This is a genomic window from Paenibacillus sp. CAA11 (assembly GCF_003060825.1).
GTDB lineage: Bacteria > Bacillota > Bacilli > Paenibacillales > Paenibacillaceae > Fontibacillus.
In genome coordinates this window covers 4,129,289-4,142,029 of sequence record NZ_CP028922.1, presented here as the reverse complement: position 1 = coordinate 4,142,029, position 12,741 = coordinate 4,129,289, and the positions used below count along the sequence as shown (strand labels likewise).

The window sequence follows — 12,741 nt, the reverse complement described above, 5'->3', positions numbered from 1 at the left end:
TCTACGGGGGCGGACCTTTTTTGTTGTGGATATTTATGTGGCAGGGACAGGTAAACAGAGTGAGTTAGACACATATACCCAGACTTATACAGATACTCACAGTAGCTTTTAGTAAAATGTTGATTAAGCCACTTGTTTAAAGAGAAAAGGCAATGTAACTTGTGAATAAGTAATTCGCAATTCATGTAGATATCCACAAGATTAGGTTAAAATGAATAATACTGTGAAGAACTAACACTGGAATGTCATAAGGTGTATAGTTTGTTTTTAATGAAAGCTGCATTATAGATCAGAGAGCCCTTATTGAAGGCCTTTGATAGGAAACTGTTTTTGCTATATATATGTAGAAAATCGACTCACAAAAAAAATATACATTTTCACTTGCATAACGCCTAACTATTCTATATAATAATGAATGTTGTTCTGTGACGTTGCGATGATGTGAGAGGTTACTGACACACCCGGCCCCTTTGCCATGGGAGGTATGTTAGAAAATTTTCACGGAGTATGTCCGATACCAAATTGGGCGATAGAAGGAGGGACTAAAATGGCAAAGCAAAAAATTCGTATTCGTTTGAAAGCTTACGACCACAGAATTCTTGATCAATCCGCAGAGAAAATCGTTGAGACTGCAAAGCGTTCCGGTGCTGGTGTATCCGGTCCGATTCCGCTTCCAACTGAGAAACAAATCATTACAATTCTCCGCGCGGTACACAAGTACAAGGATTCTCGGGAACAATTCGAACAACGTACGCATAAGCGTCTGATCGATATTGTTAATCCGACTCCACAAACTGTGGATGCCTTGATGCGCTTGGACCTGCCGTCCGGTGTAGATATCGAAATTAAACTGTAAGTCAAGTGCAGTAACATGATGAGGAAAAGAAAAGAGGTGTCAACATGAAAGGTATCTTAGGAAAAAAACTCGGAATGACTCAAGTGTTTACCCCAGAAGGTAACGTTGTTCCAGTAACAGTTATCGAAGCAGGACCCAATGTTGTTCTTCAAAAGAAAGACGTTGAGAACGATGGGTACGAAGCGGTACAGCTCGGTTTCTCCGATAAGAAAGAGAAGAGAGCGAACAAACCAGAAGCAGGGCATGCCAAGAAGGCTAATACTGCACCTAAGCGCTACGTTCGTGAAATTCGCGGTGTTGATTTGGCGGGTTATGAGGTTGGCCAAGAAGTTAAAGCTGATCTTTTCGCTGAAGGCGAATTTGTTGACGTAACTGGTATTTCTAAAGGTAAAGGTTTTGCAGGTGTTATCAAACGTTGGGGACAAAGCCGCGGACCAATGGCGCACGGCTCCCGTTACCATCGCAGACCAGGTTCCATGGGTTCTATCCAAGCGAACCGCGTTCCTAAAGGCAAGCGCCTGCCAGGACATATGGGTCATGAGACGGTTACCATTCAACGTTTGGAAGTTGTTCGTGTAGATGCAGAACGTAACGTACTGCTCGTAAAAGGATCTATCCCAGGCCCTAAGAACAGCTTTGTGAAAATTCAAGAATCGGTGAAGAAATAATCTGCTGAAGAAAGGAGGAACAAGAAATGCCAAAAGTATCACTTTATAATGTAAGTGGCAGCCAAGTAGGCGAAGTGGAATTGAATGATGCAGTGTTCGGAATCACTCCGAATGTACATGTCCTTCATGATGCTGTTGTTATGCAGCGCGCTTCCCTGCGTCAAGGCACCCACAAAGTAAAAGGACGCTCCGAAGTACGTGGCGGTGGACGTAAACCTTGGAAACAAAAAGGTACAGGTCGCGCTCGTCAAGGTTCGATCCGTTCTCCACAATGGGTTGGCGGTGGTGTGGTATTTGGACCAACTCCACGCAGCTATGCATACAAACTGCCTAAGAAGGTTCGTCGTCTTGCGATTAAATCCGCTCTGTCTTCCAAGGTTCTCGACAACGAAATCATCGTACTCGATGCTTTGACACTGAGCGCTCCTAAGACGAAAGAATTTGCAGCAATTTTGAACAACCTGAAGGTAGATCGTAAAGCATTGATCGTAGCTCCTAGCTATGATGACAATGTTGCACTTTCTGCTCGTAACATCCCAGGTGTTAAATTTGTAGCAGCTGACGGCATTAATGTTCTTGACGTGCTGACGCACGACAAACTGATCATTACGAAAGAAGCAGTTCAGAAGGTAGAGGAGGTGCTCGCGTAATGAAAGATCCTCGTGATATTATCAAACGTCCAGTGATTACGGAACGTACGGCTGAATACATGGGTGACATGAAATATGTCTTCGAAGTGGATATTCGTGCTAACAAGACCGAAATTAAACAGGCTATTGAAGCGATCTTTAACGTCAAAGTAAGCAATGTAAACACTTTGCGCGTTCCTGCGAAGCCTAAACGGTATGGACGTCACTTCGGTTACAGACCGGAATGGAAGAAGGCGTTCGTAACTCTGACGGCTGACAGCAAACCGCTGGAGTTCTTTGAATCGGTATAATAACTTCTCAAAGTTAGGAGGGAAACACAGTGCCAATTAAAAAGTATAAACCGACATCCCCGGCTAGACGCGGTATGTCCGTATCTACATTCGAAGAAATCACTACGAATGTACCGGAGAAATCCTTGCTTGCACCACTTAGCAAAACTGCAGGCCGTAACAACCAAGGTAAAATTACGGTTCGTCACCATGGCGGCGGACACAAACGTAAATACCGGATTATCGACTTCAAACGTAACAAAGACGGCATTCCAGGTCGCGTTGCTACGATTGAATACGATCCAAACCGTACTTCTAACATCGCTCTGATCCATTATGTTGACGGTGAGAAGCGTTATATCATCGCTCCTAAAGGATTGAAAGTAGGCGACGAGGTTGTATCCGGCGCGGGTTCCGATATCAAAATCGGTAACGCTATGCCACTGGAAAACATCCCAGTAGGTACAGTTATCCACAACATCGAGCTGCAACCAGGTAAAGGTGGACAACTTGTTCGTGCTGCTGGTACTGAAGCTCAATTGCTCGGTAAAGAAGATAAATACGTAACAGTTCGCTTGTCTTCTGGCGAAGTTCGTAGAATTCTTAAAGTTTGCCGTGCGACTATCGGTTCTGTAGGTAACGAAGATCACGAGCTCGTGAAGATCGGTAAAGCAGGCCGCAGCCGCTGGCTTGGACAACGTCCTGAAGTGCGCGGGGTAGTAATGAACCCTAACGATCACCCACACGGTGGTGGTGAAGGTCGTGCTCCAATCGGTCGTAAGTCGCCATTGTCTCCTTGGGGCAAACCAACCCTTGGTTACAAAACGCGTAAAAAAGGCAAAGCATCTGATAAGTATATTGTTCGTCGCCGCACGAAGTAATGCGTTCTTACGCATAACTTCTCGGCAACTATCGATGAAGATTGGCTGACAGGCTGATTTGAAGGGAGGATTTAACCTATGAGTCGCAGTTTGAAAAAGGGACCATTTATTGATGGATACCTGCTCAAGAAAGTGGAAGAAGTGAATGAGGCCGGCAAGAAGACGGTTATCAAAACTTGGTCCCGCCGCTCCACGATTTTCCCACAGTTTATCGGACACACATTCGGCGTTTATGACGGCCGCAAGCATGTACCGGTATATGTAACGGAAGACATGGTCGGACACAAACTGGGCGAATTCGCCCCAACTCGTACGTACAAAGGACATACGGACGACGACAAGAAAACTAGACGTTAATTATACGTTCTTCTTTTGAGAGGAGGTAACAGAATTGGAAGCAAAAGCACATGCAAGGTCTATCCGTATTGCTCCGCGTAAAGCTCAACTCGTTGTTGACTTGATCCGCGGTAAGCAAGTGGGTGAAGCTATCGCGATTCTCCGTCACACTCCGAAGGCAGCATCTCCGGTAGTGGAGAAGCTTCTGAACTCGGCGATCGCTAACGCAGAGCATAACTATTCTATGGACGTAAATAAATTGGTTATTACAGAAGCTTATGTAAACCAAGGACCGACAATGAAACGTTTCCGTCCACGGGCTATGGGACGTGCAAGTCGGATCAACAAACGCACCAGCCACATCACTTTGGTGGTATCCGAAAAATAAGGAGGGAAAACGTGTGGGCCAAAAGGTAAATCCGGTCGGATTACGGGTAGGTATTATCCGTGATTGGGAATCAAAATGGTACGCAGGCAAGGATTTCGGTGATCTTCTTCTGGAAGACGTAAAAATCCGTGAACACCTGAAAAACAAATTGAAGGATTCTGCTGTATCTCGTATTGAAATCGAGAGAGCGGCTAATCGTGTGAACGTGACGATCCACACCGCTAAGCCAGGTATGGTTATCGGTAAGGGTGGTTCTGAAGTTGAGAACCTGCGCAATGAAATCACTAAGATTGCAGGCGGCAAGAAAGTTCACATCAATATCTCTGAAATTAAGCAAGCAGATCTGGACGCTATTCTCGTTGCAGAAAGCATTGCTCAACAATTGGAACGTCGTGTATCTTTCCGTCGCGCTCTGAAACAAGCGATTCAAAGAACAATGCGTTCTGGTGCTAAAGGAATCAAAACTGCAGTCAGCGGTCGCCTTGGCGGTGCTGAAATTGCACGTTCGGAAGGCTACAGTGAAGGAACTGTTCCACTTCATACCCTTCGTGCCGACATCGACTACGGAACGGCTGAAGCTCATACGACATATGGTCGTATCGGCGTAAAAGTATGGATTTATCGTGGAGAGGTTCTTCCTACGGCTAAGAAACAACAAGCTGCTCAGGAAGGAGGCAACTAATCATGTTGGTACCAAAACGCGTAAAACACCGCAAACAACAACGCGGTAGTATGAGAGGCCAAGCAAAGGGCGGCACTGAGCTGAACTTTGGTGAATTCGGTCTGCAAGCCGTTGAACCAGCTTGGATCACAAACCGTCAAATCGAAGCAGCGCGTATTGCGATGACTCGTTACATCAAACGTGGCGGTAAAGTATGGATTAAAATTTTCCCTGACAAACCGATTACTCAGAAGCCTCTCGAAGTCCGGATGGGTAGCGGTAAAGGTAACGTAGAAAAATGGGTCGCAGTTGTTAAACCAGGCAAGATCCTGTTCGAACTTGCTGGAGTATCTGAGGAAATTGCTCGTGAAGCGATGCGCCTTGCTGCTCACAAACTGCCGATCAAAACTAAGTTTGTGAAACGTGAAGAATTGGGTGGTGAAGCAAATGAAAGCTAATGAACTTCGCAACTTAACCACTGCTGAAATCGAACAGAAGATTGCCGGATTTAAAGAGGAACTCTTTAACCTCCGTTTTCAATTGGCTACCGGTCAGCTTGATAACCCTACTCGGATCCGTGACGTGCGCAGAGAAATAGCTCGTGCTAAAACCGTATTACGTGAAAGAGAACTTGGGATCACTAGTTAATGAAAGCAATGCTGCGATGCGCAGCGCCTGAACTCAGGAAGGAGGCCAACCATGAGCGAACGCAATGCCCGTAAAGTGCAAATTGGTAAAGTAGTCAGCGACAAAATGGATAAAACCATCGTGGTAGCTGTTGAAACATACAAAAAGCACAGCCTGTACCACAAACGCATTAAGGTTACTAAGAAATTTAAAGCACACGACGAGAACAACACTGCGAAAATCGGTGATATCGTTAAAATCGCCGAAACTCGTCCGCTTTCCAAAGATAAGCGCTGGAGACTTGTTGAAGTCGTAGAAGAAGCGGTAATTATCTAATTGCAACGGAGCTTAACCGAAAGGAGGAAATTTCAATGATTCAACCATTTACACGCTTGCATGTGGCTGACAACTCTGGAGCGAAGGAATTGATGTGTATTCGCGTTCTGGGTGGTACTGGTCGTCGCACGGCTAATATCGGTGATTTGATCGTATGTTCTGTCAAACAAGCAACACCAGGCGGCGTTGTCAAAAAAGGTGATGTAGTAAAAGCTGTTGTTGTTCGTACGAAGCGTTCTGTACGTCGTAAAGACGGTTCTTACATCGCATTTGATGAGAATGCAGCAGTTGTTGTTAAAGAAGATAAGAGCCCACGCGGTACTCGTATTTTCGGACCAGTTGCTCGCGAACTTCGCGACAAGGACTTCATGAAGATCGTTTCCTTGGCTCCGGAAGTTATCTAATAGACTTAACATTAAGATCGGTTGATACAGGAGGTGTAAAGAATGCCTAGACTGAAAAAAGTTCTGGAGTCTCACAACAACAAACTGCACGTGAAGAAAGAGGACACTGTTATCGTAATCAGCGGTAAGGACAAAGGTAAAAAAGGTCGCGTTATCGCTGCTTATCCTCGTGAAAACCGTGTATTGGTAGAAGGCGTAAACATGGTGAAAAAGCACCAAAAGCCTAACCAACTGAATCCGCAAGGCGGAATCATTGAGAAAGAAGCTCCGATTCACGTTTCTAACGTAATGCACGTTGATCCTAAGGACGGAAAAGTAACTCGTATCGGTTACAAAGTATTGGACAACGGTAAGAAAGTACGTGTAGCAAAAAGATCCGGAGAAGTAATCGACTAATCCAGTAATGTAAGAAAGGAGGTCCATGATTCATGGCAACGAGATTGAAAGAGCGTTTTTTGAATGAAGTAACACCTGCCTTGATTCAAAAGTTTAACTATTCGACCGTAATGCAAGTACCTAAGATCGAGAAAGTCGTTATCAACATGGGTGTTGGTGACGCAGTATCTAACTCTAAAGTACTTGATGCAGCGGTTAACGATCTGCAGCTGATCGCTGGTCAAAAGCCAGTAATCACTAAAGCGAAGAAATCCATCGCTGGATTTAAACTTCGTGAGAACATGCCAATCGGCGTGAAGGTAACTCTTCGCGGAGATCGCATGTACTATTTCCTCGACAAACTGTTCAACGTTACCCTGCCTCGCGTACGTGACTTCCACGGCGTATCGAACAAAGCGTTCGACGGACGCGGTAACTACACACTTGGACTCAAGGAACAATTGATTTTCCCTGAGATTGAGTATGATCAAGTTGATAAAGTGCGCGGTATGGATATCGTAATCGTAACGACGGCTAAAACCGATGAAGAGTCCCGCGAACTGCTGACCGGGCTCGGAATGCCTTTTGTAAAATAAGGAAAAATCCGATTCTCCGAATCGATCTGGGAGGTGTCAGGCTAAGTGGCAAAAACTTCGATGAAAGTTAAACAACAACGTACACCTAAATTCAAGGTGCGGGCATACACCCGTTGCGAACGTTGTGGTCGTCCACATTCGGTCCTGCAGAAGTACAAAATTTGCAGAATTTGTTTCCGTGAATTAGCTTATAAAGGCCAGATCCCTGGCGTGAAAAAAGCAAGCTGGTAATCAATCAACGACGGGAAGGAGGTTTACACGAATGACTATGTCAGATCCTATTGCAGATATGCTTACACGTATTCGTAACGCCAATATCGTGCGTCACGAGACGGTAGAAATGCCTGCATCGACAATCAAGAAACAAATCGCTGAGATTTTGAAGCGTGAAGGATTTATCCGTGACGCTGAATATATCGATGACAACAAACAAGGGATTATCCGTATTTTCCTGAAATATGGCCCGAACAACGAGCGCGTAATCACTGGTCTTAAGAGAATCAGTAAGCCAGGTCTTCGCGTGTACACGAAGAGTAACGAAATTCCTCGTGTCCTCGGCGGATTGGGTATCGCGATTATCTCCACTTCCAAGGGAGTAATCACTGACAAGGAAGCGCGTCAGGCTAAAGCCGGCGGCGAAGTTGTCTGCTACGTTTGGTAATTAACGTCACAAAACAAGGAGGTGCAGCAAATGTCCCGTATTGGTCGTAAACCAATAACAGTACCAAGTGGTGTGAGCATCACACTCGATAACACTGTAATTACGGTTAAAGGTCCTAAAGGAACTTTGAGCCGTGAGCTTCACAAAGACATGAAGGTAACAGTTGAAGATAACTCTGTCACTGTTGAACGTCCTTCTGACAATAAATTGCATCGTTCCCTGCATGGTACTACGCGCAGCGTAGTAAACAACATGGTGAGCGGCGTAACTGAAGGTTTCTCCAAATCTCTCGAGCTGGTTGGTGTCGGATACCGCGCAAGCAAATCTGGCGACAAGATCGTACTCAACGTTGGGTACTCCCATCCGGTAGAAATCACTCCGGAACCAGGCATCGAGTTCGAAGTACCTTCTAACACGAAGATCATTGTTAAAGGTATCGATAAAGAGCGCGTAGGTGCATACGCTGCTAAGATCCGCTCTGTACGCGAACCAGAACCTTACAAAGGTAAAGGTATCAAGTACGAAGGCGAACGTATTATCCGCAAAGAGGGTAAAGCCGGTAAGAAGAAATAAGCTTCTTTACCGTAACCCCCTCTGGCTTTTTCATGTGGAAGCATTGGTATGGTAAACCGAAGGGAGTGAAATGGAACTCATGATCACGAAACCAGATAAGAACAAAGCTCGTCTGAAAAGACATTTGCGTGTACGGAAGAAAATCCAAGGAACTGCTGAACGTCCAAGATTGAACGTTTACCGTTCTGCTAAGCACATCTATGCTCAGATTATCGATGACGTAGCAGGTGTAACACTTGCTTCTGCATCCACTGTGGATAAAGAGCTTAGCAAGGAAATCGGTAATGGCGGTAACGTGGAATCTGCTCGTAAGGTTGGCGAATTGATCGCTAAACGCGGACAGGAAAAAGGCGTTAAAAACGTGGTATTTGACCGCGGAGGTTACTTGTACCATGGACGTATTCAAGCGCTGGCTGACGCTGCTCGCGAAGCAGGACTTGAATTCTAAGACACTTACAAAAGGAGGTAAACGACTTGCGTATTGATCCTAATACTTTAGAACTGACTGAAAGAGTTGTAAATATTAACCGCGTAGCTAAAGTAGTTAAAGGCGGACGTCGCTTCAGCTTCAGCGCACTGGTTGTTGTCGGCGACGGCAAGGGCTGGGTTGGCGCTGGTATCGGTAAAGCTGGCGAAGTTCCTGATGCGATCCGTAAAGGTATCGAGGATGCGAAGAAGAACCTGGTACATGTACCACTGGTTGGAACAACAATTCCTCACCAAATTACTGGTCACTTCGGTGCAGGCCGCGTATTGCTTAAACCAGCATCGGAAGGTACTGGGGTTATCGCTGGCGGACCGGTTCGTGCGGTGCTCGAATTGGCTGGTGTAGGCGACATTTTGACAAAATCTTTAGGTTCTTCGAATTCGATGAACATGGTCAACGCGACTTTGGAGGGCTTGTCCCGTCTGAAACGCGCTGAGGATGTAGCGAAGTTGCGCGGTAAATCCGTCGAAGAACTTCTCGGTTAAGGAGGGAATCAAAGTGGCAAAACTTCAAATTACCCTCGTACGCAGTTTGATCGGACGTCCAGAGAATCAACGTACGACCGTTAAAACTTTGGGTCTTCGCAAGATCAATCAAAAGGTTGTTCACAATGACAATCCTGCCATTCGTGGTATGGTTAATCATGTGAGCCATCTGGTTAAGGTTGAAGAGATTCAAGACTAAGTTATTCATAACTAGTCCACAATTAATAAGGAGGTGCAACGAACGATGAAGTTACATGAGCTTTCCCCAGCTCCTGGTTCCCGTAAAGAGCGCAAACGCGTGGGTCGCGGTACCAGCAGCGGCATGGGTAAAACATCAGGTCGTGGTCACAAAGGTCAAAACGCTCGTTCCGGCGGTGGTGTGCGTCCGGGCTTCGAAGGCGGTCAAAACCCGCTGTATCGTCGCTTGCCGAAACGCGGTTTTGTGAATCCAACGCGGAAAGAGTATGCGATTGTGAACATCGAAGAACTGAACAGCTTTGCGGCGGACACAGAAGTTACTCCTGAACTGTTGTTCGAACAAGGCATCGTGAAGAACGCGAAGAGCGGAATCAAGATCCTTGGCAACGGTGAAGTCACTGTCAAACTGACTGTTAAAGCTAACAAGTTCTCTCAATCTGCGGTAGAGAAAATCGAGGCTGCCGGCGGTAAAACCGAGGTGATCTAATGTTTAAGACGGTTAAAAATATATGGCACGTGAAAGAGCTTCGCAACCGGATCTTGTTCACTTTGTTTGTCTTTATTATCTACCGGATCGGTACATTTGTACCGGTACCGGGAGTCAATAAGGATGTATTCGAAGCTTCCAATAATGATGCTGGTAACCAATTGTTCGGGCTCTTGAACACATTCTCAGGCGGTGCCTTGAAGCAATTCTCGATCTTCGCCCTGGGGATCGTGCCTTATATTACGGCTTCCATCATAGTTCAGCTTCTGTCGATGGATGTTATTCCGAAACTTGCGGAATGGGCCAAACAAGGCGAGCAAGGGAAGAAGAAATCTGCACAGTTAACTCGATATATGACGATCGTGCTGGCTTTGATTCAATCCTTTGCCATGGCCGTTGGCTTTAACCGTCTGTATGGCACAGAGATGGTTCCAGGTGCTACATTTGTCGACTATCTGTTGATTGCCATCGTTCTAACCGCAGGTACTTCGTTCTTGATGTGGCTCGGTGAGCAAATTACCGAGAAGGGAATAGGTAACGGGATCTCGATCATTATCTTTGCGAGTATCGTAGCTGCTTTTCCTGCACATATTCAGACGATTGCTAGATCGGATTTCATGCAAGACGGACAGATGTTCCTGAATATCATCAAATCGGTGATTATTCTGATCATCTGTATCGCAATTGTGGTGGGTGTCATTTACATCCAGCAAGCGATCCGGAAGATTCCGGTTCAATATGCTAAACGGGTAGTCGGCAACAAAATGTACGGTGGACAAAATACGCATATCCCATTGAAAATCAATGCGGCAGGCGTAATTCCAGTAATCTTTGCTATCTCGCTCCTTCAGTTCCCGGTTATTATCGCGAGCTTTTGGTCGACACATGCTTGGGCTAGATGGGTTACCGAACATTTGAAGACGACGCAGCCGCTCGGCATTGTGCTGTATGTGATCATGATCATCGGATTCACATTCTTCTACACGTTCGTTCAGATGAATCCAACGCAAATGGCGGATCAAATGAAGAAGAACGGTGGTTATATTCCGGGTGTACGTCCGGGTAAAACTACAGAGAAGTATTTGACACGGGTTATGTCCCGTTTGACGATGACCGGCGCGCTCTTCCTGGCGGTAATCTCTGTCCTTCCGGTTGTCTTTGGCGCCTTGGCAGGATTGCCTCAGTCAGTGCAAATCGGCGGCACTTCGCTGCTCATCGTAATCGGCGTTGCGCTGGATACTATGAAGCAAATCGAGAGCCAATTGATCAAACGTCATTACAAAGGGTTTATTAATAAGTAAGCGGGTAGGTTCCGGATCGGATTCTTAATTGAATTCGCCGGCACCTATTGTGCTGTTTGTTGCAGCATGTGTTAGTCTGAGAGGGAGCGATAAGGCATGAACATTTTATTCATGGGGCCTCCTGGAGCAGGAAAGGGAACACAAGCAGAAGCGATTGTTGGTACCTTTGGTATTCCTCATGTATCGACAGGCGATGCATTTCGTCTGGCGATCAAACAGGGAACTCCTGTAGGGAAGAAAGCCAAAGAATACATCGATCAAGGTCTGTTGGTACCTGATGATGTGACTGTCGGTATTGTTCGCGAGCGTCTGCAGCAGTCCGATTGCGAAAAAGGTTTCTTACTGGATGGTTTTCCAAGAACCCTTTCGCAAGCGGAAGCGCTGGAAGCTCTGCTTGGTGAACTAGGACGCCGACTGGATCATGTAATCAATTTGAAAGTGGATCGCGACAAGTTGCTTGCGCGTCTTACGGGACGCCGCATTTGCAAATCTTGTGGTTCCACTTACCATGTGATCTTTAATCCTCCCAAGCAGGAAGGTGTTTGTGATAAATGCGGTGGCGAGTTGTACCAACGTTCTGATGATAACGAAGAGAGCGTAGGCACACGCCTAGACGAGTATATCAACAAAACAGCACCACTCCTTAAGTTCTACGAAGATAAAGGTTTGCTGCGTCAGGTTGACGGTGAACAGGAAATTGATGCGGTATCTGAAGAAATCGTATCTTTACTGCGAGGTTAGGTGTAATGATCATTTGTAAATCCGAAACGGAACTGGGCTTTATGAGAGAAGCAGGCCGGATTGTTGCGGAGACGCACAAGCTTTTGGCTGAAGCGATCGAGCCGGGTATTACGACGGGGGAACTCGATCACATCGCTGACAAGTACATTCGCAGTCAAGGCGCGGTGCCATCTTTTAAAGGTTACAACGGTTTTCCTCATAATATTTGCGCTTCGGTCAATGAAGAGTTGGTACATGGATTTCCCGGTAAACGCAAACTAAACGAAGGCGATATTATCAGTCTTGACATCGGTGCAGAATTTCGCGGTTACCACGGCGATTCGGCTTGGACTTATCCGGTAGGTACAATTTCGGATGAGGCCCAGAAGCTTCTCGAGGTTACGGAAGGCTCTCTGTATGCAGGGCTAGCACTAGTCAAGCCAGATGTTCGCTTGTTTACAATATCGCATGCCATTCAGCGTCATATTGAAGATGCGGGTTTCTCAGTGGTTAGGGAATATGTCGGTCATGGCATTGGCGCCAAGCTTCATGAAGAACCTCAGATTCCGAACTATGGCGTTCCGGACCGCGGGCCTCGGCTTAAGCCGGGGATGGTGCTAGCGATTGAACCTATGGTCAATGTCGGCAAGCGTTATGTTAGAACGCTTGAGGATCATTGGACAGTAGTCACGGTCGACGGTTCATTATGCGCTCATTTTGAGCATACAGTGGCCGTAACACCTGATGGTTTAGAAATTTTTACAAAGCTGGATGCGTAGACG

The 12,741-nt window shown here is 46.1% G+C and carries 24 protein-coding genes; all 24 read left to right on the top strand.

What is annotated here, in order from left to right:
- Positions 1–547 precede the first annotated feature (547 nt).
- A complete protein-coding gene (gene rpsJ / locus DCC85_RS19535; protein WP_017692074.1) occupies positions 548–856 on the top strand; it encodes a 30S ribosomal protein S10 in 309 nt (102 codons plus the stop codon).
- Between the two features lie 44 nt (positions 857–900).
- The gene (rplC, locus tag DCC85_RS19530) at positions 901–1,524 is read left to right on the top strand and encodes a 50S ribosomal protein L3 (protein ID WP_108467055.1); all 624 of its coding nucleotides are present in this window, start codon (positions 901–903) and stop codon (positions 1,522–1,524) included.
- Positions 1,525–1,550: 26 nt separating this feature from the next.
- A complete protein-coding gene (gene rplD / locus DCC85_RS19525) occupies positions 1,551–2,174 on the top strand; it encodes a 50S ribosomal protein L4 (RefSeq protein WP_108467054.1) in 624 nt (207 codons plus the stop codon).
- Positions 2,174–2,464, top strand: coding sequence for a 50S ribosomal protein L23 (gene rplW, locus DCC85_RS19520; protein ID WP_108467053.1), 291 nt, complete (start codon positions 2,174–2,176; stop codon positions 2,462–2,464). Before rplD ends, rplW begins: the two co-directional genes overlap by 1 nt.
- A 29-nt stretch (positions 2,465–2,493) precedes the next feature.
- Positions 2,494–3,324: a 50S ribosomal protein L2 gene (rplB, locus tag DCC85_RS19515; RefSeq protein WP_108467052.1), complete on the top strand. Its 831-nt coding sequence runs from the start codon at positions 2,494–2,496 to the stop codon at positions 3,322–3,324.
- 78 nt (positions 3,325–3,402) lie between these two features.
- Positions 3,403–3,681, top strand: coding sequence for a 30S ribosomal protein S19 (rpsS, locus tag DCC85_RS19510; RefSeq protein WP_108467051.1), 279 nt, complete (start codon positions 3,403–3,405; stop codon positions 3,679–3,681).
- A 34-nt stretch (positions 3,682–3,715) separates the two neighbouring features.
- The gene (gene rplV / locus DCC85_RS19505) at positions 3,716–4,048 is read left to right on the top strand and encodes a 50S ribosomal protein L22 (protein WP_108467050.1); all 333 of its coding nucleotides are present in this window, start codon (positions 3,716–3,718) and stop codon (positions 4,046–4,048) included.
- A 13-nt stretch (positions 4,049–4,061) separates the two neighbouring features.
- The gene (rpsC, locus tag DCC85_RS19500) at positions 4,062–4,730 is read left to right on the top strand and encodes a 30S ribosomal protein S3 (RefSeq protein ID WP_108467049.1); all 669 of its coding nucleotides are present in this window, start codon (positions 4,062–4,064) and stop codon (positions 4,728–4,730) included.
- A 2-nt stretch (positions 4,731–4,732) separates the two neighbouring features.
- Positions 4,733–5,167 (top strand): 50S ribosomal protein L16, encoded by a 435-nt coding sequence (gene rplP, locus DCC85_RS19495; protein ID WP_108467048.1) that lies wholly within the window; start codon positions 4,733–4,735, stop codon positions 5,165–5,167.
- Positions 5,157–5,357: a 50S ribosomal protein L29 gene (gene rpmC / locus DCC85_RS19490; protein ID WP_108467047.1), complete on the top strand. Its 201-nt coding sequence runs from the start codon at positions 5,157–5,159 to the stop codon at positions 5,355–5,357. Before rplP ends, rpmC begins: the two co-directional genes overlap by 11 nt.
- Positions 5,358–5,408: 51 nt before the next feature.
- A complete protein-coding gene (gene rpsQ / locus DCC85_RS19485) occupies positions 5,409–5,672 on the top strand; it encodes a 30S ribosomal protein S17 (RefSeq protein WP_108467046.1) in 264 nt (87 codons plus the stop codon).
- 35 nt (positions 5,673–5,707) lie between these two features.
- The gene (gene rplN / locus DCC85_RS19480) at positions 5,708–6,076 is read left to right on the top strand and encodes a 50S ribosomal protein L14 (protein WP_108467045.1); all 369 of its coding nucleotides are present in this window, start codon (positions 5,708–5,710) and stop codon (positions 6,074–6,076) included.
- Between the two features lie 42 nt (positions 6,077–6,118).
- Positions 6,119–6,472, top strand: coding sequence for a 50S ribosomal protein L24 (gene rplX, locus DCC85_RS19475; protein WP_108467044.1), 354 nt, complete (start codon positions 6,119–6,121; stop codon positions 6,470–6,472).
- Between the two features lie 32 nt (positions 6,473–6,504).
- A complete protein-coding gene (rplE, locus tag DCC85_RS19470; RefSeq protein WP_108467043.1) occupies positions 6,505–7,047 on the top strand; it encodes a 50S ribosomal protein L5 in 543 nt (180 codons plus the stop codon).
- A gap of 45 nt (positions 7,048–7,092) precedes the next feature.
- Positions 7,093–7,278 (top strand): type Z 30S ribosomal protein S14, encoded by a 186-nt coding sequence (locus tag DCC85_RS19465; RefSeq protein WP_009226651.1) that lies wholly within the window; start codon positions 7,093–7,095, stop codon positions 7,276–7,278.
- Positions 7,279–7,309: 31 nt separating this feature from the next.
- Positions 7,310–7,708, top strand: coding sequence for a 30S ribosomal protein S8 (gene rpsH, locus DCC85_RS19460; RefSeq protein WP_108467042.1), 399 nt, complete (start codon positions 7,310–7,312; stop codon positions 7,706–7,708).
- A gap of 30 nt (positions 7,709–7,738) precedes the next feature.
- Complete coding sequence (gene rplF / locus DCC85_RS19455) at positions 7,739–8,281, top strand: 50S ribosomal protein L6 (protein ID WP_108467041.1); 543 nt, start codon at positions 7,739–7,741, stop codon at positions 8,279–8,281.
- Positions 8,282–8,360: 79 nt separating this feature from the next.
- Complete coding sequence (gene rplR / locus DCC85_RS19450; protein ID WP_108467971.1) at positions 8,361–8,729, top strand: 50S ribosomal protein L18; 369 nt, start codon at positions 8,361–8,363, stop codon at positions 8,727–8,729.
- A gap of 26 nt (positions 8,730–8,755) precedes the next feature.
- The gene (gene rpsE, locus DCC85_RS19445; RefSeq protein ID WP_108467040.1) at positions 8,756–9,253 is read left to right on the top strand and encodes a 30S ribosomal protein S5; all 498 of its coding nucleotides are present in this window, start codon (positions 8,756–8,758) and stop codon (positions 9,251–9,253) included.
- A gap of 13 nt (positions 9,254–9,266) precedes the next feature.
- Positions 9,267–9,452, top strand: coding sequence for a 50S ribosomal protein L30 (gene rpmD / locus DCC85_RS19440; protein ID WP_108467039.1), 186 nt, complete (start codon positions 9,267–9,269; stop codon positions 9,450–9,452).
- A gap of 45 nt (positions 9,453–9,497) precedes the next feature.
- Positions 9,498–9,938 (top strand): 50S ribosomal protein L15, encoded by a 441-nt coding sequence (rplO, locus tag DCC85_RS19435; RefSeq protein ID WP_108467038.1) that lies wholly within the window; start codon positions 9,498–9,500, stop codon positions 9,936–9,938.
- Entirely contained in the window at positions 9,938–11,239 is a 1,302-nt protein-coding gene (gene secY / locus DCC85_RS19430; RefSeq protein WP_108467037.1) for a preprotein translocase subunit SecY, read from the top strand. Before rplO ends, secY begins: the two co-directional genes overlap by 1 nt.
- A 96-nt stretch (positions 11,240–11,335) precedes the next feature.
- The gene (locus DCC85_RS19425) at positions 11,336–11,980 is read left to right on the top strand and encodes an adenylate kinase (protein WP_108467036.1); all 645 of its coding nucleotides are present in this window, start codon (positions 11,336–11,338) and stop codon (positions 11,978–11,980) included.
- Between the two features lie 5 nt (positions 11,981–11,985).
- Positions 11,986–12,738: a type I methionyl aminopeptidase gene (gene map, locus DCC85_RS19420; RefSeq protein WP_108467035.1), complete on the top strand. Its 753-nt coding sequence runs from the start codon at positions 11,986–11,988 to the stop codon at positions 12,736–12,738.
- Positions 12,739–12,741 lie beyond the last annotated feature (3 nt).